Genomic DNA, 24753 nt, shown 5'->3' on the forward strand with positions numbered 1-24753 from the left:
TGGCGCTGGATTCGGGGCTTTTGAGCGTTACGAAGAGGCGCTTCCGCGGCTGTCCAATGCGTGCCTCAAGCCGTTTCGGACTTCAAGAAGCTGCCCATAAAGCCGTATACTCTCGCCGGGTCCATGAAGTCACATCGCGGTGTCGGAGCATTGCCGGGCGGCGGGAAGGCAGGATCTGAACGTTCAAGAAAAACATTAAAAAACGTTCCTATCTATATAATTCCTAATAATCATTGCTACAATTTGGCAATGATCAGGAAGTAGCAGGAGTTGCTCTAGATGCGAGCTCAAAAGGTTCTGGCAGGGTTTCTGGGGGCGTTGTTCGCCGTTGCAATGCCATTGGCTGCTGATGCGGCCCAGAAAAACAGTAAAAAGCATTCTGTGAAGAGCACTGCCGTGGCTGCCAGTCCCGCGCGCGCCAAACCGGTCAAGGCCGTAGCAAAGAAGCGCAATGCAGCCAAGGCGACGCCGGTGAAGGCCGTCAGCCGTTCTGTCGAGGCCGATCTCGATCGAAACGGAAACCCCATGCTTCAGTCCTCTGCGTTCATCGTCCAGGAAGTCAATACCGGTAAGGTGCTGCTGGAGAAGAATGCCAATGTGGCCGTTCCCATTGCTTCCATTACCAAGCTGATGACTTCCATGGTCGTTCTGGATGCGCATCAGAGTCTGTCGGAGATCATCGAAGTTACCGATGAGGACGTTGATCGTCTGAAGGGCACGAGTTCCAGGCTTGCAGTCGGGACCCGGTTGAGCCGGGAGGAAATGCTCAGGCTGGCGCTCATGGCCTCCGAGAATCGTGCTGCATCTTCCCTGGCGCGCAGTTACCCCGGCGGCATGCCCGCCTTCCTCGAGGCCGTGCATGTGAAGGCGAAGATGATGGGGTTGACGGCGACTCGACTTTTTGACGGCACGGGCCTCAACAAGAACAACGTGTCTTCCGCGCACGACCTTGCCATTCTCGTGGCCAACGCTTCCCGTTACCCGCTGATCCGCGAATTCTCGACCTCGCCTGAATATACGGCGGAGCTTGCCAACGGGCGGGCACACACCTTCCACAACACGAATTCGCTGGTGAAGAGTTCTGACTGGCAGATCGACGTACAGAAAACCGGCTTCATCAATGAGTCCGGCAAGTGTCTGGTCATGCAAGCCTGGCTAGGCAACAAGCCCATTGCAATCGTTCTGCTGGATTCAAACGGCCGATACACGCGGATCGCGGATGCCAACCGTGTCCGTAAGTGGTTTGAAGCCACGATAGCCAATCACATTCAGCCCGTGGCGCTTCATCATCACGCGGACGCTATGGCCTCGGCCAACTGATCCGCGAAGTTTTGAAGGCGAGTGAAGCCGGCAAGGAGCCAGTTCCTGCCGGCTTCATGCTTTCTGGCCACGGAAAATCGTGCCACAGCCAAGGCGGCTCAAGCAGACTGCAGAAGTCCCGCAAGGGTTTTGCGGTCGGCCGGTCGGCGCCAGAATGCCCAGCGTGCGATCCGCGGCAGTGTGATCTGGAGCATTCCTTTGTCTGATGGTGCAAGCAGCCTGAGCTCATTGATCCGGCCTTTTTGCCAGCCTTCGATGGCAGGCTGAAGCAGCTCGCGGTCAATGACGCTCAGAGCATCTGTCCATCCGGCGAAATCTCCGTCCCGGGCAGCAAGCAGGGCCCGGTCGTCATGAACCCAGCTGTGTCCGGGGCGACCTGAAAACGCTTCGTCTGGCGACTTGAGCCGCGAGCAGCCTGCGCGGCGTGCGAGGCCGGTCACTATTGGATCGTTGCTGAAAACATGCGCCGCGGGCGGGAGGAGCGGGTTCAATGAAGCGGGCGACTCTCCCCACAGCCATATGCCGTTAGCATTGAGTAGGCCTTGTTCACGGCGACGCATGTTCACCGGATGATTGTGCAGGCAGACCTGCAATTCGTTGCTCAGCCGGGCGTATTCACGGGCTCGCGGGCCTTCTGGCTGAAAGTAGGCAACCGGGCGCCCCAGCACATCATCCAGAGGGTGGAAGCTGGTATCAGGGTCTGCATGTGGCAGCAGGTAGAAATGTGCCGGGCTGGTCATGAGCCATTGTCCGGCATCGCTGAACTCGGCATTCAGGGTGGAAATGAGTTCAGTCGCTTCCTGGGGGCTCAGCGCGACTTCCCTCGGACCTCTCAGAATCAGCGCGTCGGAGGAAAATCCGAGTGAAACCGGGTCAGCACAGAGGATGCCGGGTGCTACCGCTTCGGTGGTCTCGCGTTCTCCTGTCAGGCGAAGAGCCGCCCAGTCCAGCGCCTCGGCGCCCCACTGACGGCTCAGATATCGAAGCCAGGTCTGCCCGGGGCCGCGCTCGACACGGCCGCTGCCTGCAAGCGTGGCAAGCGCGGGAAGATTCAGGGACTCAATGGCGCTACCGATTCCCTGACCAGGCCAGATGAGTCCAGGCAGGACGAAGGAGACTTCGCTGCCTGCCATCTTGCTCGGGCCTGTGCCCATCCCGGGGTGAAAGCTCACTGAAAGATCCTGTGTGATTGGTGTTCTGGTACGGGTGCGCACGGGGCCGGGGCAGTGTAGCATTGCGACGCCATGAAATTTCCTCTTCTAGTCGGGCTGCGCTATGTGCGCGCCAAGCGTCGCAACGCATCGGGCGGCGGCTTCATTTCCTTCATTTCGTTTGCTTCGATGGCGGGGGTCGGTCTCGGCGTGATGGCGCTGATTGTCGTTCTCTCCGTCATGAACGGCTTCCAGGAAGAGCTGCGCAATCGCATCCTGGGGGTTGCCTCCCATGCGCAGATCGTCTCTTTCGAAGGCGATCTGAGGAACTGGCAAACCTACGCCTCCGTAGCCACCCGGCGATCGGAGGTCGTTGCCGCCGCGCCGTTCATTCAGCAGCAAGCCATGTTTTCGATGGATCAGTCGGTGCGCGGAAGTGTCATTCGCGGCATTGATCCTGTGCTGGAGGACAAGGTTGCCGATTTCGCGAGGTTCATGAAGCAGGGCGTTTTGTCGGATCTAAGGCCGGGTGAGTTCGGCGTGATTCTCGGCAAGGAACTGGCCGGAGCCCTGGGAGTGCGCGTGGGCGAGAAAGTCACGCTGATCGCACCGCAAGGGCTTGTCACGCCTGCAGCCGTGCTGCCCCGCCTCAAGCAGTTCCGGGTTGTGGGCATTTTCGAAGCCGGCATGTTCGAGTACGACTCGGGGCTTGCGCTGATCCACATTCAGGATGCCCAGACGCTCTACCAGATGGGCGAGGGGGTGTCGGGGGTGCGCTTGCGCCTCAATGATCTCTTCAAGGCTCGCCAGCTCGCTGCCACGCTGTCGGCAGAAATGCCGCAAGACGTGTATGTGAGTGACTGGACCCAAAGCCATGCAAACTTCTTCCGTGCGGTCCAGATGGAAAAGACGGTGATGTTCATCATCCTCTCGCTCATCGTGGCCGTGGCAGCGTTCAACATTGTGTCGGCACTGGTCATGGCGGTGCAGGACAAGAAAGCGGACATCGCCATCCTGCGTACGCTCGGCGCCAGTCCGCTGGAGGTGATGACGATTTTCATCGTCCAGGGCGCCACCATGGGCATGATCGGTCTGGGCGCAGGAACCTTTTTCGGCGTCTTGCTGGCGAAGAACATTTCGACGGTAGTGCCCTGGATCGAAAAGACCTTTGGTGTCCAGTTCCTGGCCAAGGACGTTTATTACATCTCGGATCTGCCGTCGCAACTGTTGTGGGGCGACGTGCTCGGCGTGCTGGCCGTGGCGTTCGTGCTCACGGTGATCGCCACGCTGTATCCGAGCTGGCGCGCTTCGCGTATCAATCCTGCCGAGGCCTTGCGCTATGAGTGAGCCCATGAATGAAGTCGTTCTCCAGGCGAACGGCCTGTCCAAGACCTATGGCAGCGGAAGCTCGGCGGTGCCGGTCCTGCAGGAAATCAATCTGAGTGTGGGTCATGGTGAGACGCTCTCCATCATCGGCGCGTCAGGCTCGGGCAAAAGCACCTTGCTGCATCTGCTGGGCGGACTGGATACGCCGAGCTCCGGAGAGGTGACGCTGCTGGGCCGCCCCCTGACGCATCTCAGCGACGCCGAGCGTGGCCGCATGCGCAACCAGGCCATGGGCTTCGTCTATCAGTTCCATCATCTGCTGCCCGAGTTCAGTGCGCTGGAGAATGTGGCCATGCCGCTGGTAATCCGGGGGCTGACGACGCATGAGGCCCACGGGCGGGCCGCGAAAATGCTTGAGTCGGTCGGGCTGGGACATCGACTGGAACACACGCCGGGCGAGCTCTCCGGCGGGGAGCGGCAGCGCGCCGCGATTGCCCGCGCACTGGTGACTGAACCACGCGTGCTGCTGGCAGACGAGCCGACCGGAAATCTGGATCGGCAAACGGCTGCGACGGTGTTCGAGCTGATGCTGGACCTGAACCGGCGACTTGGAACGGCACTGGTGATCGTGACGCACGACACCGAGCTTGCCCGCCGTGCCGGGCGGGTGCTGAATCTGCAGGACGGTGTGCTGGGGCAGTCTGCCTGAGTACGTGGGCCAGGCGAAGCGCGCCGGGCTTACCTGCCGAAAACGCCGTACCAGCCGAAGCCGACGGTGTAGCTGGCCGAATCCCTGACGCCCGCCATCCTTGCGGCCGTCAGGTCGATTCCCAGCTTGCCGGGGATTGCCCAGAGCCTGATGCCGGTCGACTGCGTGGTGCCTGCGTGCTGCTGATACATGGCCTCCCCAAACAGCATGACCCGCTCGTCCACGTTCCAGCTCAGGGCGAGATTGCCCAGGCGAGCGTTCCGGCGCTCGACACGGTCGCGGGCCAGTCCGAGGTTGAGATGCAGGGCCAGATCCTCCTGAAGCGCCCAGCTCCCCAGCAGGAGGGCGCCATTCTCGACCGGGCGGTAGCCCGTGCTTTCGTCTTCGGCGGCAGCAGAAGTGCGCGCGCGACCACTCCAGATCTTTCCGCCAAAACTCAACGGCCCGTAGCTCAGGGCTGACGGCCCCCATTTCAGCGCGAGAGATTGCGCCGTCTCGGTCTGCCCCTCGGCCTGCCGGCTCCGTGATGCTTCCAGTCCGAGCTCGAACTCGCCCAGCCCGCAGGCGGGCGCCACGACCCAGCCGCGGCTTTCCTTCGCCTTGTCACGCCAGGCTTCCAGCTGGCAAAGCCGGTCTCCCACCGTTCCGGCGTCGTCAGTACCGAGCGGACGGCCCGCAAACGCCGGTGTCGAGAGGAGCATGAGCAGGGCAAGCAGTGTTCTTTTCATTTTCAGTGCAAGCGTAAAAGTGGCGGTTTCAGTCTAGAGGCCCGTTTTCCATGCCAGCCATCAGGATCTTCATGGAGCGGGTTGGCGTGGATGTCTGCCGCGCAGGGCGCTCCGACGCTGCCATGCCTGACGGGTATGGATCTGCCAGCACAGCTTGACGGCAAAGTAACCTGCTGCGGCCAGGGCCAGCGCCAGCAGGGGCAGGCCGATGAACAGCGGTTTGCCCAGGCTGAGGAACCAGTCCAGCCAGGCGCGCATGAACTCGCTCATGCCGATGTCGCCCAGTTCGGCAGGCGGTGAGAACGCGGCGTCACTGCCTGTCACGAAGCGCCCGATCATGAAGGCGACCATATAGAGCGGGACGATCGTGAGCGGATTGGAGAGCAGCGTGCCGATCAATGCGAGCGGCAGATTCACCCGGAAGATCGCGCACAGGATGGCAGCCCCCAGCATCTGAAGCGGACCGGGGATCATGCCGCAGAAGAGCCCTACTGCGAGGCCACCGGCGGCCGAGTGCCTGTTCACATGCCAGAGGCGTGGATGGAGCAGGGAGTTGCCGAACAGCCGGAAGATCCGTTTGTCGCGGAGGGAGTCAGGGTGCGGCAGATGTTTGCGGATCAGTTTTCGCATCGGAGCTGCTTGAACGGAGAAGCCGGGTGGACATCCGGCAAGGCGGGTAGTTCGGCACGCTAGCCCGACACGCTCACCGACAATCCATCCCATGCGCATAGTCATCCTGTTTTTTGCGGCGGGCACGGCATTGTGCCAGTTGTTGGCCGAGCTTCCTTCATGGCACGTACTGCCCGTTCCGGTCTTGCTGACTGCCTCTCTTGCCATGGTTGCCACACCGGCGCACCCGCGCCGGGCACGCGCTTGCGTCTGTGTTGCCGCGCTGCTGACGGGCTTCGGGCTGGCGGTCTGGCGTGCCGAAATCCGTCTGGGGGAACGCCTGCCGCAGTCACTGGAGAGGCAGGACATTGTCCTGCAGGGCCGGATTGTCGATTTGCCGCAGCGCAATGATCGGGGGCTCCGTTTCCAGTTCGAACCGGAGGCGTCGGCATCGAATCCGGGCGTGCCCGGCAGGATCTCTCTGGGCTGGTATGCCGATTCCCGCTCCGTGCTGCCGGTACTGCACAGCGGGGAGCGCTGGCAACTGCGGGTTCGACTGAGGCAGCCTCACGGCAATTTCAATCCTCCCGGATTCGATCAGGAAGCCTGGCTCTTCGAACGGGGTGTGAGCGCGCAGGGATATGTACGGGCCTCACCTGGCAATCAGCGCCTGCCCGGCGAAGGGCTTTCCTTTCTGGCCCGTGTGGATCAATGGCGCGAAAGCGTCCGCAGCCGCTTTGAGCAGGTTTTGCCCGACTCCCCCTGGCGCGGGGTGCTGATCGCGCTTGTCGTGGGGGATCAGGCAGCGATTCCGGAGACGCAATGGGAACGCTTCCGGGTCACGGGCACGACCCATCTCATGAGCATATCGGGGCTCCATGTCACGCTCATCGCGCTCATCGTCGGAACGCTGGGTGGCGCCCTCTGGCGCCGCGTACCGGCACTGATGTTGCGCCTGCCTGCGCAGAAGGCTGCTTTGCCGGCGGGTGTGCTGGCAGCAGGCTTCTATGTGCTGATTGCCGGTGCGGGCGTGCCGGCAGTGCGCACCTTCTGCATGCTGCTGGTGGCGGCGCTGGCGCTATTGTGCGGTCGTAATGCGAGCCCTTCGCGGATCATGGCGGCCGCCTTGCTGTGCGTGCTCGTACTGGATCCCTGGGCGGTCCTCTCCGCGGGATTCTGGTTGTCCTTCGGTGCCGTGGGTGCGCTGCTGCTGATGGATGCCGGGCGGCGGAAGAGGCCTTCGTCAGGAGGCCGGCTGTATCGCCTGGTTGCTGACTGGCTGCGCGCACAGTGGGCCGTGAGCCTGATCGCCCTGCCTTTGCTGCTGGGCCTGTTCCAGCAGTTTTCGCTGGTGTCTCCCCTGGCAAACGCGGTAGCCATACCGGTGGTGAGCGCGCTTGTGACGCCGCTGGCAATGCTGTTCGCATTGCTGCCCCTGCCGGCGCTCGCCTTGCTCGCGGCGTGGGTCACAGGCTGGCTCATGAAGTTTCTCGATCTGCTGGCCGGGCTGCCACTGGCGCTCTGGCAGCAAGCGGCGCCTCCCGCATGGCTGGTGGCCTGCTGTCTGCTCGCTGCCGCTTTCGCCTTGTTGCCGCGTGGCCTGCCGGCCAGGTGGGCCGGATTGCTGGCTTTCATTCCCTTGCTCGGCTTCACGCCGGTCAGACCGGAGCAGGGGGGCATGACGGTTAACGTGCTTGATGTCGGACAGGGGCTCGCCGTGCATGTGCAGACACACCGGCAGGACCTGCTGTTTGATGCCGGCCCCCGCTACGGCCCCGAGGCCGATGCGGGAGCGAGAATCATCGTACCCTGGCTGCGCTCCCAGGGCGTTGCACGCCTCGACGATCTGGTGATCTCGCATGCGGACAAGGATCATGCGGGCGGCGCGGCAAGTCTGCTGGCCGCACTGCCGGTCGGCCGGCTGCGCAGCAGCCTCGGTGCGGACGATCCGCTCCTGAAGACCCGTGTGCCTCACCGGCCATGCGTGGCAGGGGACGCATGGGAGGCCGATGGCGTGCGCTTCCAGGTTCTTCATCCTGCCGCGGATTTTTCCGGCAGCGAGAATGATCGTTCCTGTGTGCTCAGGGTCTCAGCGGCAGCGGGCAGCGTGCTGCTGACGGGAGACATCGGCCTGCGTGCGGAGGAGCGCCTGGTGGCCGAAGACGCCTCGAGGCTTGCCGCCGAACTCCTGATCGCGCCGCATCATGGCAGCCGGACATCTTCCGGCGAGGATTTCATCCGGGCCGTCTCGGCGCGGCATGTGGTTTTCACGCCCGGCTATCTCAGCCGCTTCGGGCACCCCGCGCCAGAGGTTGTTGCGCGCTACGAAGCGAGCGGTGCCCGGCTGTATCGCTCGGATCACGACGGTCTGGTGCGTTTCAGGTTTGATCTGCGTGGCATTCAGGCGGAGCGCATGCGGAGTGCCCATCTGAGATACTGGCATGATCGTGATTGAACGCTGACAGGAGACTGGCATGTCAAACACAACCCCCTTCCGGCACGGAAGCGTGCTGTGCATGAGCGGCCTGCAGCTGCACCGGATGGCCTACACGGACTGGGGCGACCCGGACAATCCGGATCTGGTCTTTTGCGTTCATGGTCTCACACGGAATGCGCGGGACTTCGACCGGCTTGCTGCGGCACTCTCTCCTCGCTACCGCGTCATCTGCTCCGATGTGGCCGGTCGCGGCCTCAGCGACTGGCTGCTTGATCCCTCGGGTTACGTGGTGCCCAATTATGTCAATCACATGCTTACGCTATTGGCCAGGTCGGGCGCCGAGCGGATTCACTGGGTCGGAACGTCGATGGGTGGTCTGATCGGCATGGGCCTCGCTGCGCTCGATCAGTCGCCGATCCGGAGCCTCGTGCTTAACGATGTGGGGCCGGTGCTCGACGCGCCAGCGCTTCGCCGGATTGGTGAGTATGTGGGGCGAGCCCCCCGGTTTGCTTCGGTAGAAGAGGCGGAAGCCTACATGCGACGAGTCGGGCCGGGCTTCGGCGAGCTTGACGACCAGGCCTGGCGGGAGATCACGCTGAGCTCGATCCGCCAGGCGGGGGAGGGCTGGTGCATGCGTTACGATCCCGCAATCGGTGAGGTCATGCGGGCCACCGTCGATACGATGGATGCGAATCTCTGGCCGCTGTGGGACAGGATCCGCTGCCCCGTTCTTGTCCTTCGTGGCGAGCATTCCGATCTGCTGAGCAGTGCGACGCTGGCGGAAATGACGCAGCGTGGCCCCGGCGCGCGGACGGTCGTGATCCCGGATACCGGGCACGCGCCGATGTTGATGAAGGCGGGCGAGATCGCCCTTGTTTCGGATTTTCTCAAGGCTGAGGGCGCATGACATTCATCGGTTTCTTCAAGAGCCTGGGCTGGGCGGACTGGCTCGGGCTCGCCTGGTTCCTGGTCTGCTGGTCAGGGTATGAGCGACTGGTGGAGAAGGGCTGGAAGGGGCATTCGACGCTTCTGGTCGAAGGCCATCATCTGCGCGTGCAGTGGGCAAGGCAATTGCTGACGCGGGAGAACCGGATCGTCGATTGCGCGCTCGTGGCCAATCTGGTCAGCAGCGTGAATTTCTACGCAAACACGTCGATCTACATCATTGCAGGCCTCTTCGCGACGCTCGGCGCACTGGACCGTTTCATGGATACCGCAGCAGAGCTCCAGTTCTCGCGGAGCTTTTCGCGCGAGGCCATGGAGCTCAAGCTGATCCTGCTGATCACCATCTTCGTGGTCGCCTACTTCAAGTTCACTTGGGCGCTGCGCCAGTTCAACGTGCTCTCCATCACGACCGGCGCGGTGCCTCCGCGGGAATCCTCTCCCGAGGTTCTCGAGCGCTTCGCGCAGAAACATGCCGCGGTGAATACCTGCGCGGGCGACGATTTCAACCGCGGTCTGCGGGCGTATTACTTCGGCCTGGCGGTGCTGGGCTGGATGCTTTCGCCCTGGCTCTTCATCATCGCGACGACGGTCGTGGTGTATGTGCAGGCAAGGCGCGAGTTCGATTCGCCGGTGCTCCGCGCCTTGCGCGATGCAGACACCCTGCCGGCGCCGGAGCTTGGCGGTGCGCCGAAGGTCTGATGAGGGGGGTAATGCTGATGGCGTCGGAGAAAGCCGTCTCTGCGCTCGGCATTCGTGCGTTGCAGAGCGGGCGCTGCGGCGCCTGCCGTTCAATCCACGGCAGGACCGCTGCTTTCCGGCGAATCAGGCATCGCCGGGTTCCGGGTTGAGCTGGATCGACGCCGAGTTGATGCAGTAGCGCTGACCGGTGGGCGCCGGACCGTCATTGAACACATGGCCCAGATGCGCGCCGCATTGCTGGCAGATGACCTCGATGCGGTACATGCCATGGGAGAAGTCTTCGCGCTCTTCGACGTTGTCGGGCACGGCCGGGCTGTGAAAGCTGGGCCAGCCGCAGCCCGCATCGAACTTGCTCCCCGAGTGAAACAGGGCGGCACCGCAGCAGCGGCAGCGGTATTCGCCGGGTTCCCAGACGTTCCAGTACTCCCCGGTGAAGGGGCGCTCGGTTCCGGCCTGGCGGGTCACGCGATATTCCTCGGGGCTGAGGGTTTCACGCCATTCGGCGTCCGATTTTTCTCTGGGGCGGGGCATGTCTGGCTCCTTTTCAGCATGAAGGGCTTGTCTTCAAGACCTTACGCCATTCCGGCCGGGTTTTGGAGGGGCGCTTCCGGTATAATCGCGGCCTCTTCAGACCGGCTCCTGACGGTCCCCATCCCGAGTGCCTTCCATGTCCGACATCCTCAGCCTCCGCGGCGCACCGGCCTTCTCGGCTTCGCGCCTGTCCCGTCTTTCCGAATCCCTCTCCAGCGCCGGTGTGAAGCTGCGCGGACTGGTCGCCGAGTTCTGGTATTTCGTGGAAACCAGGGAGGCCCTGTCGGCTGGGGAACTGGAACGCCTGGTTGATCTGCTCGACGCCCGCCCGGCCACGCCCGAGCTGCCCACCGGCACGAATCTGCTGGTGACGCCGCGTCTGGGCACGATTTCGCCCTGGTCCTCGAAGGCGACCGACATCGCCCGCAACTGCGGCTTCGCCAAGATCGTGCGTATCGAGCGCGGCATCCAGTTCTCGCTGGATGGCAAGTTCGCGCGCGAGGCCGTGCTGCCGCTGCTGCATGACCGCATGACCGAATCGGTGCTGGACTCGCTAGACGCTGCCGCCGGTCTCTTCGCCCACTACGCGCCGCAGCCGCTGACCAGTGTGGATATCCTCAGCGGCGGTCGCGCCGCGCTGGAAGCCGCCAACGTCGAGCTGGGCCTGGCCCTGTCAGAAGACGAAATCGATTATCTGGTCGAGAACTTCACCAAGGTGAATCGCAACCCGACGGACGTCGAGCTGATGATGTTCGCGCAGGCCAACTCCGAGCACTGCCGCCACAAGATCTTCAACGCGGACTGGATCATCGACGGGCGCCGCGAGGAGAAGTCCTTGTTCGGCATGATCAAGGACACCCACAAGGCGCATCCGGAAGGCACCGTGGTGGCCTATGCCGACAACGCCTCGATCATCGAGGGCTTCGAGGTGGATCGTTTCTACCCGGACGCCGAAGGCCAGTGGGCCTATCGCCGCGAGCTGACCCACATCCTCGCCAAGGTCGAAACCCATAACCACCCGACCGCGATCTCGCCTTTCCCGGGTGCCTCGACCGGCGCGGGCGGCGAGATCCGTGACGAAGGCGCCACCGGCCGTGGCTCGCGTCCGAAGGCTGGTCTGGCGGGTTTCTCGGTGTCCAACCTGAACATCCCCGGCGCCGTGCAGCCCTGGGAAAAGCAATACGGCAAGCCTGAGCGTATCGCCTCCGCCCTGGACATCATGATCGAAGGCCCGCTCGGTGCGGCCGCCTTCAACAACGAATTCGGCCGCCCGAACCTGGCTGGCTACTTCCGCACCTTCGAGCAGGAAGTCGAAGGCGAAGTGCGCGGCTATCACAAGCCGATCATGATCGCTGGCGGCCTGGGCAGCATCCAGGACCAGCAATCCTTCAAGACCAAGTTCGCGCCCGGTACCCTGCTGATCCAGCTCGGCGGCCCCGGCATGCTGATCGGTCTGGGCGGCGGTGCGGCGTCCTCGATGGCCACCGGCAGCAACACCGCCGATCTGGACTTCGCCTCGGTGCAGCGTGGCAACCCGGAAATGGAGCGCCGCGCGCAGGAAGTCATCGACGCCTGCTGGCAGCTGGGCGACAAGAACCCGATCCTCGCCATGCACGACGTGGGCGCGGGCGGTCTGTCGAACGCCATGCCGGAGCTGGCCGATTTCGCCGGGCTCGGCGCGCATTTCGAGCTGCGCAATGTGCAGATCGAAGAGCCGGGCATGAGCCCGCGCGAAATCTGGTCCAACGAATCCCAGGAGCGCTATGTGCTGGCGATTGCGCCCGAGTCGCTGCCGGTTTTCCAGGCTTTCTGCGAACGCGAGCGCTGCCCGTTTGCGGTGGTCGGCACGGCCACCGGCGATGGCCGCCTGCAGGTGACCGACAGCCACTTCGGCAATCATGCCGTCGACATGGACATGCAGGTGCTGCTCGGCAAGCCGCCGAAGATGACCCGCGATGTGGCGAGCCGGCCGATCTACCTGCCGCCCTTCGACGTGTCGGACACCGACGTGCAGGAAGCCGCCTTGCGCGTGCTGCGCATGCCGGCGGTGGCCTCCAAATCCTTCCTGATCACCATCGGCGACCGCTCGGTGGGCGGCCTGACCGCGCGCGACCAGATGGTCGGTCCGTGGCAGACCCCGGTGGCTGACGTGGCCGTGACCGCAATGAGCTTCCACGGCTACACCGGCGATGCTTTCGCGATGGGCGAGCGCACCCCGCTGGCCTGCGTGAGCCCGGCCGCCTCCGGCCGCATGGCGGTGGGCGAATCCATCACCAACCTGCTCGCCGCCGATGTGGCTAAGATCGGCGACATCAAGCTCTCCGCCAACTGGATGGCCGCCTGCGGCCAGCGTGGCGAAGACGCGCGCCTGTTCGAAACCGTGAAGGCCGTGTCCGAATTCTGTATCGGCGCCGAGCTGTCGATTCCGGTCGGCAAGGATTCGCTGTCGATGCGCACGACCTGGAAGGATGGCGAAGAGGCCAAGGCCGTGACCTCGCCGCTGTCGATGATCTCCACCGCCTTTGCACCGGTGCAGGACATCCGCAAGACCCTGACGCCGCAACTGAAGATCGAAGCGGGCGTCGAAACCGAACTGGTGCTGATCGACCTGGGCCGCGGCAAGCATCGCCTTGGTGGCTCCGTGCTGGCGCAGGCCTACAACTCGGTCGGCGAACATGCACCTGACATCGATGCAGCCACCCTGAAGGCCTTCTTTGCCGGCGTGACTGCGTTGAAGCAAACCGGCCTGCTGCTGGCCTACCACGACCGCTCGGATGGCGGTCTGTTCGCGACCCTCGCCGAAATGGCTTTCGCCGCGCGCACCGGCATCTCGATCGAGCTGGATTCAGTGTGTTATGACGCGCTGGTCAACGACATCGACGGCGCCGAAAAGCGTCCCGATCTGCTCAAGGGCCGCTTCAATGATCGCGTCTTCGGCGCGCTGTTCGCCGAGGAACTCGGTGCCGTCGTTCAGATCCGCCGCAGCGATCGCGAGCGGGTGCAGGCCCTGCTGCGCGAAGCTGGCTTGGGTGCCGAGACGCACTTCATCGGCTTCCCGAATGACCGCGGCAGCCTGCGCATCCGCCGCAATGCCAAGACCGTGTTCGAAGCCGACGTGCATGAACTGCTCCAGGTGTGGTCTGAGGTCAGCCATGAGATTGCCCGGATCCGTGACGATGCGGAGAGCGCGGATCAGGAATTCGCCGCGCTGGCCGACAAGGCCGACCCAGGCCTCTCTGTTGCGCTCACCTACGACGCCGCTCAAGACATCGCTGCTCCCTACATTGCCAAGGGCTCCCGCCCGAAGGTGGTGATCCTGCGTGAGCAGGGCGTGAACTCGCAGAACGAGATGGCTTCGGCGTTCGAGGCGGCCGGCTTTGCGCCGTTTGACGTGCACATGTCAGACCTGATGGCCGGACGTGTGAATCTGGCGGACTTCCATGGCCTTGCTGCCTGCGGCGGCTTCTCCTACGGCGACGTGCTCGGCGCGGGGCAGGGCTGGGCCAAGTCCATCCTCTTCAACGACAAGCTGCGCGAGCAGTTCTCAGCCTTCTTCCAGCGCAGCAACACCTTCGCGCTGGGCGTGTGCAACGGCTGCCAGATGATGAGCAACCTCGCCGAGATCATTCCGGGTGCCGATGCCTGGCCGCGTTTCCAGCGCAACCGCAGTGAGCAGTTCGAAGCCCGTACGGCGATGGTCGAGGTGCTTGATTCGCCATCCATCCTGCTCGCCGGCATGGCCGGCAGCCGCATGCCGATCGTGGTGAGCCACGGCGAAGGCCGCGCCGACTTCGCGCTGCACGGCAACCAGACCGAGGCATTGCTCGCGATGCGCTTCGTCGCCAATAACGGCAAGATCGCCACGACCTATCCGGCCAATCCGAACGGTTCGCCGGCCGGTATCACCGGTCTGACGACGCCGGATGGCCGCTTCACCATCATGATGCCGCACCCCGAGCGTTGCCGCCGAACCGTGCAGATGAGCTGGGCGCCTGCCACGCTGGGAGAGGACTCCCCCTGGATGCGCATGTTCCGCAACGCGCGCGTGTGGCTTGGCTGAGGTTTTCGCGCAAGCAGGGAAAGCCCGGTTCGCCGGGCTTTTTTTTTGGATTTTTACAACACAACGCATAGTCTGGATGAATTTGTGAATAGGTAATGTTTATCGATCGTGGAGAGCGTCCGCAGAAAGATCCGGGGGTTTTGAGGCGTCTCTTCATGCTGCATCGCGATGCAAGGTGATCCGCTTGCACGGGTTGTTGTGCTGTCTGGCTCAGTATTCGTAGTCTTCTCGAATGCTGCAAAAGCACAAGGAGCGGAGTTGCTCCGGCGCGTTTCCAGGGGCTTTTGGCGGATATGACATTTGCATCCGCCGGACGGATAGTTCTGCTTTATGAACGGAAACGTAAACGGATTGACGCATTTTCACAAAGTGCCATGATCTGCCGCACTGAAATCTACGACTTCAGTACTAAGCCTTTACGGATAGCCAGTCCGGAAGGCAACACACATTCACTGGCAGGAGAACAGACTGATGCGTAGCAAGATCCTTGTCGCCATGGCGACCTTTGCGTTGGCTGGCGGCGCTTTCGCCGCCACCGACTATCCGAGCGGCTATACCAAGTGTGCCCAGGCTGATGGCAGTACCTGCTCCATGAGCGGTACCCGCTCTGTCGCGCTGGGCAAGTCCGGCAGCTTTGTGTATGCCACCAAGACAGGCGCCTTCGCCTGTAGCCTGTCGGCCTTCCCGACCAACAGCTTCACGACTTCCGCCTGGTGTTCCTACGGTGCCACGACCAGCAGCAGCTCGTCTTCCAGTTCGGTCGCTTCCAGCTCCAGCAGCGCAGCCTCCAGCTCGGTGGCATCCAGCGCTTCGAGCTCGGTTGCCACCAGTTCATCCAGCAGCTCGACCTCAAGCGGTGCCAGCAGCCTGTGTGTGGCAGGTGGCGTGATCGACGGTGTGGAAGTCGATTGCGGCGGCAAGACCATCGGTCTTTCCTGTGAAGGCGACACCGAAGGCCAGGCTGCAGTGCTGACGCTCAAGAACGGCGCCATCGTCAAGAACCTTCATGTGAAATCCGGCGGCGGCGCACACGGCATTTCCTGCACGGCAGGCAACTGCACGCTGAAGAACGTGACCTGGGATGAAGTCTGCGAACACGCTGCCGGGAACTACTCCGAGGGCGGCACCTACTCGATCTATGACAGCACGGCCTACCAGATACTGGACAACGCCTATGAGCATGGCTCGAAGCCGGACAAGTTCTTCCAGGACAACGCCTACAACTCGAAGATGTATGTGCGCAACTTCACTGCCGTGATGGTGGCGTCCACGATGTCGGGTCAGAAGGACAGCCAGGGCAACTCGGTGACGACCTACACGAGCTCCGGCAAGATCCTGCGCACCTGCGGTGACTGCTCCAGCAACAAGGGCGGTCGCACGCTCGACATGGACGGCCTGACCGTCAAGCACGTCGATTCAACCGGCGCCACGGTGAGCGGTGCGGGCCTGGATACGATTGCCGGCATCAACACCACCTGGGACAGCACCGTGCCTTCCGCTTACGCGATTGCTGACAAGGCCATCCTGCGCAACCTGAAGATCCAGTCCTACAAGCTCTCGAGCGACGGCGTGAAGAGCACGCCGAAGATCTGCGACACCTATGTCGGCAGCCGTACCCACAATGCCTCGACCAACATCGGTCAGGCGTGGAATACGACTTCCTGCAATGTCCAGACCACGGACGTGACCAGCTTCTGATTGCACGGACGCTTTAGTTGAAAGTGCAAGCCCCGACGGCCTGGCCGCCGGGGCTTTTTCATGACATGCCAAGGCAGAAACAGCTGCCGGGAATCGAATGCTTCCGATGAAACGCGCGATCTGGATCGGTTTTCTGATGCTTCAGGCTTGCCTGCCAGCCGTATCTGCGGCGCCCGCGGCGCGGGTCATTAATGCCGATCTGCACGCCTTGTGGCTCAGCGACGATGGCAGAACGGTGCTGGCGGGCGGCGCCGACGCGACGCTGCTGAGATCCGCAGACGGGGGGGAGCATTGGCAGGCTGGATTGCTGCCGACCGGTTTTGACGTCAGCCGCATCGAGGCGGATGACAAAGGGAATTTTCTCGCGCTGGGTGAGCAGGGCTTGCTGCATTCGTCTGATGGCGGCGTGAGCTGGCAAGCGGCACAGCTTCCTGCAGGATTGACCGCCTCCGCGATTGCCTACGATGCCCGCCATGCGCGCTGGCTGGCGGCGAGCAGACAGCAGGGCCTGCTGCGCAGCGATGACGGTGGTCTCCACTGGCAGGCAGTGCCCATGCCGAGCGCGGTATCGCTCGCAGCGCTGGCAATGCTTGATGACGGTAGCATCATGGCTGCGGGGGCTCATGGCCAGATCGTCCACTCGCGGGATTTCCACCGCTGGCAGCGACTCGAGGCGCCCTCCCAGGAGGCCATCATGCGATTGCTGGTGCTGCCCCGAAAGGCCGGTGTGCTGGCCTTCCATGCAGAGGGGAGCGTGAGCCGGATTTCGTCTGATGGCAGTCGGGTTGTTGCCGTCGCCAGTGTGGGAGACGTCATGCCCTCCGCGCTTGGGCACGACGCCCGCACCGGGCGGGTGTTCGCCGCGACGCCTCGCGGTGAGGTGCTGCGCTCGGCTGATGCCGGGCGCAGCTGGCAGTCCGCGAGTGTGGTCGACAACATCTTTCTGACCGGCTTGCTGACCGAGCGTGCCGACAAGGCGCTGATCGTGGCGGGTGGCCGCGGAACCATTGCGCGCTCGCGCGATGGCGGCGCGAGCTGGACGGTGCTGAACGGCAACGCCTGGACGAGCCGCCTGCATGCGCTGGCTTCGAGCGCGGACGGCAGGCGGATCGTCGCGGCCGGAACCGGAGGCCTGCTGCTGCTCAGCGAGAACGGCGGCGACAGCTGGCGTGCGTTGCAGCCGGATCTGCGCGGCTATGTGAATGATCTGGCCGCAGCGGGGTCATCGCAGGCGCTGCTGGCCGCCGGCATGGATGGCTTGCTGATCCGCAGCGAGGATGCCGGGCTTCACTGGCAGCAGGTGGAGGTCTCGCCGCCACTGGAGGTGTCACTCATGTCGCTGATCCGGAGTCCGGATGACGGAAGCATGCTGGCCGCCGGACCGATGGGACGCTTCCTGCGTGCGGATGCGCGGGGGCAGCAGTGGTCCCGGCAGACGGTCCCGGACGCGGGGGAGGGCTATTTCCGCCAGATCGTGGCCGGCTCTTCCGCCCGGACACTGCTCATGCTAGGGAATCCGGGCCGCCTGATGCGCTCGGACGACGGCGGGCGCAGCTGGCAGGCAACGGATGCCGAAACCCTTGTGGCCGGGCAGGGACTGGTACAGATCGCGGCGCTTGCCGGGCAGGTCTTCCTGGCTGCGGCGCCGGATGGCCGGATGTTGCGCTCAGACGATGACGGCCAGCACTGGGTGGCACTTCCCGGACCCGGGCCGCGCATCAGTCAGCTGCAGGCCGATGAGCTGGGCAAGGTTGTCTGGGCCATCGGTCCGGAGTCGCTTTTCCGCAGCCGGAATGCCGGTGACAGCTGGGAGCGGATCGATACGCCCGGCACGACGGTCGGCCATCTGCTGCGCACACCCGCCGGCACGCTGCTGGCCTTTGGCAGCGCGGGGCACATCCTGCGCTCGGATGACGACGGGGCCCGCTGGGCGAGCGTGGCGTCGGGTGTTTCGGCCAGCTTGCGGCGAGGTCTTGCGGATGCGTCCAGCGGACGGGTTTTTGCGGCTGGCCGCGAGGGCACCGTTCTCGTTTCCGATGACGATGGGCGCAGCTGGCGTGCGCTCATGGCAGGCACACGGGCGCATCTCAACCGTCTTTGGCTGAGCGAAGACGGCGGCGTGCTGGTCGTGGCCGGTGAGCGGATCGTGCGCATCCCCTTGCGCTGAGCGGTCCGGCGGCAGGCTTACTCGCTCAGCCGGAAAATGCGGTCACCCCAGAACAGGATCGCATCTGCAGTGCCCAGACTGCCGTTGATGCGGGCGTCCAGCGTGTCGGTCGCGGCCTGCCAGCGCTGCCCGCCATCCTCCGATCTGAGGATGGGCCCGCTGCGACCGGCCGCGAAAAGCGTGTCGCGGCCGGGGGCTCTGACGACGGTGCGCAGCAATTCCTGACTGCCGGAGCTGGCCGCCTCCCAGCTTTTCCCCGCATCGAGCGAGCGCAGGATGCTGCCTTTGCTGCCGACGGCGACGATGCCATGCGGAAGTCCAGGGATGGCTTCGAAATCGCGCGGCTCGCTGAAGACGGGCAGGAAAACCCTTTCGAAATGCTGGCCGCCGTCCTCCGAGCGCAGGATTTCGCCCTCCTTGCCGGCAGCGAGAAACACGCCCGCCAGGTAACGGATCCGATTGGCTCCCCGCGCGTCCTGGCTCGCTGTGGCCTGCCAGTGGCGACCGCCGTCCGTGCTGAAGACCGGCAGGCTGTCGCGACCAATCGCGACGATCTGCTGCGCGGAGCCGTCGTGCGCGGCGGATTGCCAGATGATGTCCGCGCTGGCGTCGCTGGCTGACCAGTCTGCTCCGCCATTTTCCGACACCAGAATGCCGTGGTCGGTGCTCAGCGCAAGCAGCTTGCCGCCGGGCAGCACGAGAAGCGGGCCAAGGCTGCCATCGCCGCCCAGCTTCTTTTCCTCCCAGCGCAGGCCGCGGTCAGTCGAGCGCAGCAGCATGCCTTGCGTGCCCGCGGCAAGGAAGGACTGGCTGACCGGCTCGTAAGCCACGCTGAAAAAGTAGCGATCGTCCGGCTCACGCACCGGAAACCAGTTGCGCCCGCCGTCTTCGGATCGGGCGAGGCTGCCTTGCGTACCGGCAGCGATCAGCAGGCTGCCATCGGTGGCCAGCATGTGGGTGTAGGCGTTCACGCCTTCCCGAACGAGCTGCCAGCTGAGGCCATCGTCGCCCGAGCGCGCGATGACGCCACCCGATCCTGCCGCGACGAGTGCGCCTGTCGGCAGTCGCTTGAGCGTTTCGAACTCCTGCCTTGTCGGCACTGAAGCTTCCATCCATGCCGTGCCGCGTTCGCGGCTTCGGGCGAGGGTGCCCTGCGCACCCGCGACGATGAATTCGTCATCTCCGGTGCTGATGACGGAGGAGAGAAAACGCCCGGGCATGCCGGCCAGTATCTGCCAGCTTCGGGCGCGATCAGCCGAACGCAGCAGGCGGCCATCCGCGGTGGTGGCGAGCAGCACGCCGCTGCGACTGGCCGCGAAGGCATTGATGACGGGCGGCTTGGTACTGGCGGGCATGCGGCTGCGTTTCCAGCGCAGTGCGCGGGCATCGGTATAGAGGATGCGGCCATCGGCAAAGCTCGCGATCACGAGCCCTGGCAGGACTTCCTGCAGTCGCGTGAGTGAGGCCTTGTCTAAACCGGACAGGGGCGTCCAGCGTTGGCCTTCATCCTGCGAGCGGGCAAGCAGCCCCTGTTCGCCGCCCGCCAGCAGAACCCCTGCCGAGCTGCGCAGCAGATGGGCAATGTAGCCGCTGCCGAGCCGGAGTTCTTCCCAGCGCTGCCCGCCATCATCCGATCGCATGAGCAGGCCTTTTTCGCCTCCTGCGAGCAGTACGGAGGCATCACTGCCGGCCGTGATGAGCGCGCGCAGATCCGCCGACTCATGAATGCTGCCGCTCGACCAATGCCTGCCGCAGTCCTCCGATATCGCGATGCTGCCTCGGGTGCCCGCGGCAATGTAGCGCGGCGGATGCGCGCTTGCTGCCACCGTGTAGAGCGTTGCGCCGAGATTCAGGCCGGCGTTGCCCCAGCGCTGCCCGTCGTCGGTGCTCAGCAGGAGGCTGCCGTGACTGCCCGCGATCACGCTGGTTTCGCATTGCTGGAGGCTGGTCACGCTGAAGAGATTGGCGTTGCCGGTTTCGAGCCTGAGCCGGGAGGACTGGGCCTGCGCGACGGCAGGCAGGAGGCTGGCCAGCGTCAGGCAGAGGAGACGGCGGCTTGCGCCGGCAACTGCGGGAAGAATGGCGTGGCGAGGCATGAGCGCTCCTGTGTGGTGGTGCTGCGACGGCGATCCGCTTTCATGTTGCCTTTCATCCGCATCGCCGATCTTGCCCTTGTCATGGACTGCCGGTGTCCGGATCATGCATGCAGATCCGGAGCGGGGGGCTACAGTCTGCATGTCAGCAAGCATGCCTGCCTTTCTACCGGGCGGACAACATCAGGGCGCGCAGCGTCCGACTTCCGGAGACAAGTCAATGCCGAAAAAACGTTTTCCAGATGTGTGCTGGCCGGGCGTGCTGATGGCTGCCTGCCTGCTTCTGCAGGGGTGTCGCGAGGATGCGGCGACGGCTGCCGTGGTCGCGAAGCCGCTTGCTCCGCCCAGTTACGCAGCACACGTCGTCAATCCGTCTTTCTACACCGCCTTTGCAGGCCAGGATTACCTGCTGGTGGCGGGGACCGATGGCGCGGTCTGGCGGAGCGATGACGGAGGCATGAACTGGACGATCGGCACGCCGGGCCGCATTGCCTCGCTGAGCAGACTGATGGCGGTGCCCGGCGTCGACAGGCTGATCGCGGCCGGTGCAAACGGTGCGCTTCAGACCAGCGAGGACGGCGGACGCAGCTGGACGCCGCGCGTCCAGGGTGCGAGTGCGCCTTTCCAGAGCCTGTTCGCGTCCGGAGACGGCAGATTGCTGATCGCGGCGGGCTCGGAAGGACTCATGGCGCGCAGCGAGGACGGCGGTCTCGGCTGGCAGCCGGTTGCCTTGCCCGGGCCGGTCACGATCGGACATGTGCAGGCGCTGCCGGGCAAGGGCGGGTTGATTGCCGCGGGCGCTGCCGGCGCAATCATCGTCTCGCGGGATGCGGGGCAAAGCTGGCAGGCGGTCGACAGCGGGACGCGCGAAGCCATCACCGCGTTGCGGGTGGAGCAGGGCAGTGGAGACATTCTGGCCGGGCTTGCAGATGGTCGCCTGCTGCGTTCGCGCGATGCGGGTCAGCACTGGACACCCGTCTCGACCGGACTCAGCTATGTCCTGCAGTTGCTTCAGGATAGGCAGAGCGGCGTGATGATTGCCTTCGGCTCCGATGAGCGCATCGCACGCAGCGAGGACGGCGGCCACAGGTGGGCTGTGGTGAAGGCGCCGGAGCGCGCCACCCTGCTCAGCGTGGTGATGCAGGGGCGGCGCATCGTGGCGGCCGGAGATCGCGGGCTGGTGCTGATTTCGGATGATCTGGGCAAGCACTGGAAGGCCGTCTCCGCTGGCGAGGCACGTCCGCTCAACAGTCTGGTGGTCGATCCGCGCAGCGGCAATCTGCTTGCTGTGGGTGGAGGCGGCTGGATCACTGTGTCCACCGATGCGGGGGAGACCTGGCAGACGCGCCGGCTCGGCATTGCCGAGTATGTCCATGGCATTGCACGCGACCCGGTCAGCGGAGCTCTTTTTGCGGCGGGCATCAACCGCACCGTGTCGCAGTCCCACGACGGCGGCCGGACCTGGACCAGTACGGTGATGACCCGGCTGGCCGAGCCCGGCTACCTGTTTCGTGTTGGCGTCGAACCGGTGTCGCGGACGCTGTTCATGGCTGGCGGCAAGCAGTCCTGGCTGCGGACGGCCGACGGCGGCAAGCACTGGGAGGCCGAAACCGCGGCAGAGGGGGCGGTGTATCAGGGCTTCCTGGGTCATCCGAAAAGCGGCACGATCATCCTGTACGGAGACTCCGGGTTGATGGCTCGCCTCGCACGCGGTGCGACGCAGGCGGAGATCCTGCCAAGGATCGTCGAAGGAGCCTGGTTCCGTGGCGAGTTTGACGAAAGCTCCGACACGATGTGGCTCTTCGGTGCCGACGGTGCGCTCGCGAAATCTACGGATGACGGTCGAAGCTGGACACGGATCGCCGTACCCACCGAGGTGACCTTTTACGGCGGCATTTTTGACGCGGCGCACGGTCGCTTCCTGCTGGCGGGTTCGCGTGGCGTGATTCTCCGCTCCGCGGATTCGGGGAACACCTGGGCGCAGGTCGAGAGCGGCACGGTGGCCATGCTCGGCTCGATGATGGCGGAGCCCGCCGGCAAGGCCTTGCTGGTGGCGGGTGCCAACGGCATCGTGCTGCGTTCGACCGATGAAGGCAAAAGCTGGCTGCAGAGCAGTACCGGTACGGAGAGCCTGCTGCGGGCCTTTACCGTCGAGCCCGATAGCGGCGCGCTGCTTCTGGCCGGGCGCGATGGCGTGATCCTGCGTTCGCTGGATCAGGGCGTGAGCTGGCAGGCTCTGGCGTCGAACACTGATGCCCGCCTGAAAGCGCTCTATGCAGATCCGGCCACGGGCAACCTGATTGCCTATGGTGACCGGATCGTGTTTTTCGAGCGCTTGAAGCCGTAAGACTCAGCGGGGCGGGCGGGTCTGCCAGCTCCGCATGAACGCCGGCAGCGCGGCTTCGATGTCAGCGATGACCGTGTTCCAGTCGTCATGCCGGGGCTGGCGGAAGAGCCGGACCGAGGGGTACCAGGGGCTGTCGCTGCGCTGCAGCTGCCAGCGCCAGTCCGGCTTGGCCGGCAGCATCAGCCAGACGGGCCGGCCCAATGTGGCTGCAAGATGGGCGACCGAAGTGTCGACGCAGATCACCAGATCGAGCGACGCGATCAATGCGGCGGTCGCTTCGAAATCCACCAGTTCGGATTGAAGGTCGAGGATGTTGCTGCGGGCCAGGAAATCGCTGTCGCCGGGTCTGACCTCCGGCTGCAGCGAAACAAAGCAGGCCGGCTGTTTCAGCAGCGGAGCCAGAAGCGCCAGCGCCAGGCTCCGTTTGTGATCATTGCTGTGGCGTGCATTCCCCGACCATGCCAGGCCGATCCGTGGCAGCGCGGCGTCGCTTGCCGCCTGGAGGCGCGTGGAAAAATCCTGAACACGCCCGGGCGCTGCAGTCAGACCTGACACCGGCAAGGGGATGGTGTCCTGCCGAACACCCAGCAGGCCGGGCAGGTCCAGCAGCCAGACATGAAAGTCCGTGGCGGGGCGAGGCTCGCCCGCCGCCACAATTCCGTCGATCCCTTCGAGCCTGGACAGCAGGCCTTTCAGTGCCGGCTGCACCTCGAACACCACCCGCGCGCCGCGTGAAGCCAGCGCGGTGAGCAGCCGGCAGAACTGAAGGCTGTCCCCCAGACCCTGTTCACAGAGCACCAGGATGCTGCGGCCTTCAAGTGCGGCTTCGCCGTCCCATTCCGGGCAGGCCGGAGCGCGACCCTGCATGGCGGCCTCCGCACTGAGCATGCGCCAGCGGTACAGCGGCCAGCCTTGTTCGAACTGGCCAAGCAGCAGATGGCACAGCGCCGCATTGAGGTGCGCCATCACATGCGAGGGATTGGCTGCCTGCGCCGCCGCATAGCTTTGCAGCGCCTCTTCGTAGCGGCCGGTCATTTCCAGACTTGCACCGCGGTTGTTGAGTGCCTCGGCAGCGAGGCCGGACTGGCCGCTCAGCTGATCGTAACCTTCGATGGCTTCATCGAAGCGGTGCAAAGCGCGCAGGGTATTGCACCGGTTGAAAATGGCATCTGCATAAGCCGGGCGGGCAGCCAGTGCCAGGTCGAAAGCGATCAGGGCCTCTTCGAACCGGCGCAGGTCGAACAGGACATTGCCGCGATCGTTGAGGATCTCCGGCGTTTGCGGATGCTCTTCGAGCAACTGGTCGAAGTTCGCAAGTGATTCGTCGAAGCGGCCGGCTCGTTTGAGGGCATTGGCATGAGCGAGCCGGGCGCGGAGGTGTCCGGGTGAGATCGCCAGGGCGCGCTCCGAGACGGCCAGCGCTTCGTCAAGGCGGCCTGCATGACGCAGCGCCTCGGAGAGGCTGCCGAGTACGTCCGGATTGTCCGGAGCCTGCTTGAGGAGTTGCCTGAGGGGCGCGAGCGCGGCTTCATGGCGCCCTGCCAGACCGAGAATCGAGGCGAGATTGGTCAGCACCCCGAAGTCTTCAGGGGTTTGCCGGAGCACGTCTTCGAGCAGCGTCACGGCCTCGTCCGTATGTCCGCGCTGTCCGAGCACCAGCCCCAGCATGTGCTGGCTGTCCAGATGTCCGGGCCATTCCCGCAGGGCCTGGCGGTACATCTGCTCAGCCTGCTCCGGATGGCCGGCGCGATGATGTCTGATGCCCTGTGCATGCCATTGGCTGGCAGCCACCTGGCGTGGATTCGGACCACTTGCGCGGCCGGGTTTCTTTCCGGGTTTCAGAAGCGCCTCCTTTCTGGTGTGCTGCCGGATTAGACACGAAAAGCCCCGCCGGAGCGGGGCGATCTGCCTTGCGGCAGGCAGTGTGTGACGG

Annotated in this window: 16 protein-coding genes; 10 read left to right on the forward strand and 6 right to left on the reverse strand. The window is 64.3% G+C overall.

The annotated features are described in order from the left end of the window. Nucleotides 1-279: 279 nt before the first annotated feature. Nucleotides 280-1320 (forward strand): D-alanyl-D-alanine endopeptidase, encoded by a 1041-nt coding sequence (pbpG, locus tag ABDB87_RS09365; RefSeq protein WP_345926282.1) that lies wholly within the window; start codon nt 280-282, stop codon nt 1318-1320. A gap of 98 nt (nt 1321-1418) precedes the next feature. On the opposite strand, the gene ABDB87_RS09370 is transcribed toward pbpG, so the two are convergent. Further along, entirely contained in the window at nt 1419-2453 is a 1035-nt protein-coding gene (locus ABDB87_RS09370; protein WP_345926284.1) for a hypothetical protein, read from the reverse strand. A gap of 111 nt (nt 2454-2564) precedes the next feature. Between ABDB87_RS09370 and ABDB87_RS09375 the strand changes: the two genes are divergently transcribed. Continuing rightward, entirely contained in the window at nt 2565-3818 is a 1254-nt protein-coding gene (locus ABDB87_RS09375; RefSeq protein WP_345926286.1) for a lipoprotein-releasing ABC transporter permease subunit, read from the forward strand. Further along, complete coding sequence (gene lolD / locus ABDB87_RS09380) at nt 3811-4506, forward strand: lipoprotein-releasing ABC transporter ATP-binding protein LolD (protein WP_345926288.1); 696 nt, start codon at nt 3811-3813, stop codon at nt 4504-4506. The genes ABDB87_RS09375 and lolD overlap by 8 nt, the downstream gene beginning before the upstream one ends. A gap of 29 nt (nt 4507-4535) precedes the next feature. On the opposite strand, the gene ABDB87_RS09385 is transcribed toward lolD, so the two are convergent. Together ABDB87_RS09385 and ABDB87_RS09390 are read right to left on the reverse strand one after the other, a co-directional pair. Next, nucleotides 4536-5234, reverse strand: coding sequence for a hypothetical protein (locus tag ABDB87_RS09385; RefSeq protein WP_345926290.1), 699 nt, complete (start codon nt 5232-5234; stop codon nt 4536-4538). Nucleotides 5235-5303: 69 nt separating this feature from the next. Further along, nucleotides 5304-5864 carry a DUF2062 domain-containing protein gene (locus ABDB87_RS09390; protein ID WP_345926292.1) on the reverse strand — a complete coding sequence of 187 codons (561 nt, stop codon included), beginning with the start codon at nt 5862-5864 and terminating at the stop codon, nt 5304-5306. A 91-nt stretch (nt 5865-5955) separates the two neighbouring features. Here ABDB87_RS09390 and ABDB87_RS09395 point away from each other — a divergent pair, with 91 nt between their 5' ends. Genes ABDB87_RS09395 through ABDB87_RS09405 form a run of 3 tightly spaced genes read left to right on the forward strand, consistent with a single transcriptional unit; the run spans nt 5956 to nt 9924 of the window. Then, nucleotides 5956-8298: a DNA internalization-related competence protein ComEC/Rec2 gene (locus ABDB87_RS09395; RefSeq protein WP_345926294.1), complete on the forward strand. Its 2343-nt coding sequence runs from the start codon at nt 5956-5958 to the stop codon at nt 8296-8298. A 19-nt stretch (nt 8299-8317) separates the two neighbouring features. Then, nucleotides 8318-9187 carry an alpha/beta fold hydrolase gene (locus tag ABDB87_RS09400; RefSeq protein ID WP_345926297.1) on the forward strand — a complete coding sequence of 290 codons (870 nt, stop codon included), beginning with the start codon at nt 8318-8320 and terminating at the stop codon, nt 9185-9187. Next, nucleotides 9184-9924 carry a DUF599 domain-containing protein gene (locus ABDB87_RS09405; RefSeq protein ID WP_345926299.1) on the forward strand — a complete coding sequence of 247 codons (741 nt, stop codon included), beginning with the start codon at nt 9184-9186 and terminating at the stop codon, nt 9922-9924. The genes ABDB87_RS09400 and ABDB87_RS09405 overlap by 4 nt, the downstream gene beginning before the upstream one ends. Nucleotides 9925-10047: 123 nt before the next feature. Here ABDB87_RS09405 and msrB read toward each other — a convergent pair whose 3' ends face one another. Next, nucleotides 10048-10455, reverse strand: coding sequence for a peptide-methionine (R)-S-oxide reductase MsrB (msrB, locus tag ABDB87_RS09410; RefSeq protein ID WP_345926300.1), 408 nt, complete (start codon nt 10453-10455; stop codon nt 10048-10050). Between the two features lie 136 nt (nt 10456-10591). Here msrB and purL point away from each other — a divergent pair, with 136 nt between their 5' ends. From purL to ABDB87_RS09425, 3 genes are all read left to right on the forward strand, one after another. Continuing rightward, a complete protein-coding gene (purL, locus tag ABDB87_RS09415; protein WP_345926303.1) occupies nt 10592-14515 on the forward strand; it encodes a phosphoribosylformylglycinamidine synthase in 3924 nt (1307 codons plus the stop codon). 471 nt (nt 14516-14986) lie between these two features. Further along, a complete protein-coding gene (locus tag ABDB87_RS09420; RefSeq protein WP_345926306.1) occupies nt 14987-16213 on the forward strand; it encodes a pectate lyase in 1227 nt (408 codons plus the stop codon). Nucleotides 16214-16319: 106 nt separating this feature from the next. Continuing rightward, nucleotides 16320-18380, forward strand: a complete 2061-nt coding sequence (locus ABDB87_RS09425) for a WD40/YVTN/BNR-like repeat-containing protein (protein WP_345926308.1) — start codon at nt 16320-16322, stop codon at nt 18378-18380. 17 nt (nt 18381-18397) lie between these two features. On the opposite strand, the gene ABDB87_RS09430 is transcribed toward ABDB87_RS09425, so the two are convergent. Next, the gene (locus tag ABDB87_RS09430) at nt 18398-20476 is read right to left on the reverse strand and encodes a WD40/YVTN/BNR-like repeat-containing protein (RefSeq protein ID WP_345926310.1); all 2079 of its coding nucleotides are present in this window, start codon (nt 20474-20476) and stop codon (nt 18398-18400) included. A 217-nt stretch (nt 20477-20693) separates the two neighbouring features. Between ABDB87_RS09430 and ABDB87_RS09435 the strand changes: the two genes are divergently transcribed. Further along, on the forward strand, nt 20694-22820 hold the full coding sequence (locus ABDB87_RS09435) for a YCF48-related protein (protein WP_345926312.1): 2127 nt from the start codon (nt 20694-20696) through the stop codon (nt 22818-22820). A 3-nt stretch (nt 22821-22823) separates the two neighbouring features. On the opposite strand, the gene ABDB87_RS09440 is transcribed toward ABDB87_RS09435, so the two are convergent. Then, entirely contained in the window at nt 22824-24611 is a 1788-nt protein-coding gene (locus ABDB87_RS09440; protein ID WP_345926314.1) for a tetratricopeptide repeat protein, read from the reverse strand. Nucleotides 24612-24753 lie beyond the last annotated feature (142 nt).

The sequence above is a fragment of the Uliginosibacterium paludis genome, from assembly GCF_039631355.1.
GTDB lineage: Bacteria > Pseudomonadota > Gammaproteobacteria > Burkholderiales > Rhodocyclaceae > Uliginosibacterium > Uliginosibacterium paludis.

Bases quoted from the DNA above. Each gene is read 5' to 3' on its own strand.
- pbpG (WP_345926282.1), top strand. From the start codon at position 280: ATGCGAGCTCAAAAGGTTCTGGCAGGGTTTCTGGGGGCGTTGTTCGCC.
- ABDB87_RS09370 (WP_345926284.1), bottom strand. From the start codon at position 2,453: ATGGCAGGCAGCGAAGTCTCCTTCGTCCTGCCTGGACTCATCTGGCCT.
- ABDB87_RS09375 (WP_345926286.1), top strand. From the start codon at position 2,565: ATGAAATTTCCTCTTCTAGTCGGGCTGCGCTATGTGCGCGCCAAGCGT.
- lolD (WP_345926288.1), top strand. From the start codon at position 3,811: ATGAGTGAGCCCATGAATGAAGTCGTTCTCCAGGCGAACGGCCTGTCC.
- ABDB87_RS09385 (WP_345926290.1), bottom strand. From the start codon at position 5,234: ATGAAAAGAACACTGCTTGCCCTGCTCATGCTCCTCTCGACACCGGCG.
- ABDB87_RS09390 (WP_345926292.1), bottom strand. From the start codon at position 5,864: ATGCGAAAACTGATCCGCAAACATCTGCCGCACCCTGACTCCCTCCGC.
- ABDB87_RS09395 (WP_345926294.1), top strand. From the start codon at position 5,956: ATGCGCATAGTCATCCTGTTTTTTGCGGCGGGCACGGCATTGTGCCAG.
- ABDB87_RS09400 (WP_345926297.1), top strand. From the start codon at position 8,318: ATGTCAAACACAACCCCCTTCCGGCACGGAAGCGTGCTGTGCATGAGC.
- ABDB87_RS09405 (WP_345926299.1), top strand. From the start codon at position 9,184: ATGACATTCATCGGTTTCTTCAAGAGCCTGGGCTGGGCGGACTGGCTC.
- msrB (WP_345926300.1), bottom strand. From the start codon at position 10,455: ATGCCCCGCCCCAGAGAAAAATCGGACGCCGAATGGCGTGAAACCCTC.
- purL (WP_345926303.1), top strand. From the start codon at position 10,592: ATGTCCGACATCCTCAGCCTCCGCGGCGCACCGGCCTTCTCGGCTTCG.
- ABDB87_RS09420 (WP_345926306.1), top strand. From the start codon at position 14,987: ATGCGTAGCAAGATCCTTGTCGCCATGGCGACCTTTGCGTTGGCTGGC.
- ABDB87_RS09425 (WP_345926308.1), top strand. From the start codon at position 16,320: ATGAAACGCGCGATCTGGATCGGTTTTCTGATGCTTCAGGCTTGCCTG.
- ABDB87_RS09430 (WP_345926310.1), bottom strand. From the start codon at position 20,476: ATGCCTCGCCACGCCATTCTTCCCGCAGTTGCCGGCGCAAGCCGCCGT.
- ABDB87_RS09435 (WP_345926312.1), top strand. From the start codon at position 20,694: ATGCCGAAAAAACGTTTTCCAGATGTGTGCTGGCCGGGCGTGCTGATG.